Below are 506 nucleotides of genomic sequence, written 5' to 3'. Positions count from 1 at the left end.
CTGAAATACCGGCAACTGAGGCATAATCCTCAAATGACAGGTACTCAATCTTCTGGTTCTGCGTCTTCATCTTGTTCTTCATACGGTAGGTTTCAGACTGACCTTTCTCATAGTCAGGAATGGTGAACCCTTTAAGCTTGATTTTACCGGCAGTGTTGGAGAATAAGTCATGCAGCCTTGCTGCGGCATTGGTCTTGTACTTCTTGAAAGCAAGCCCATTGGCCCTGTAGTTTGTCTCCATATAGGAAAGCATACGCACTGAGCCCTTAAGTGATTTGCCTCCGCCCTTGGCACCAATGCAGATAATATCTGAAACAGGCAAGTTGAGCACATCAATCTGCTCCTGGGTCAAGATGTTGATTTCATCATCAAAACCAAAAGGCTTTTTAGGAGAAGCAGGCTTGGCAGCCTTTGCACCTTTAGTTATCTCTTTTTTTGCCACTATATCCAAAATTGGTTTGTCCGCCATAGAGCCTCCGTTCAATCAAATCAATGATTATACAACA

1 protein-coding gene is annotated in these 506 nt (G+C 43.7%); it reads right to left on the bottom strand.

The annotated features are described in order from the left end of the window. A partial coding sequence (locus tag HL054_RS22280) for a hypothetical protein (RefSeq protein ID WP_369141315.1) occupies positions 1-469 on the bottom strand: 469 nt, incomplete at its 3' end. Between the last annotated feature and the right edge of the window lie 37 nt (positions 470-506).

This window comes from Modestobacter versicolor (assembly GCF_041028285.1).
In the GTDB taxonomy this organism is placed as follows: domain Bacteria; phylum Actinomycetota; class Actinomycetes; order Mycobacteriales; family Geodermatophilaceae; genus Modestobacter; species Modestobacter versicolor_A.
Note: the sequence above shows the minus strand (reverse complement) of the source record. Positions and strands in the feature narration are given on the sequence as shown.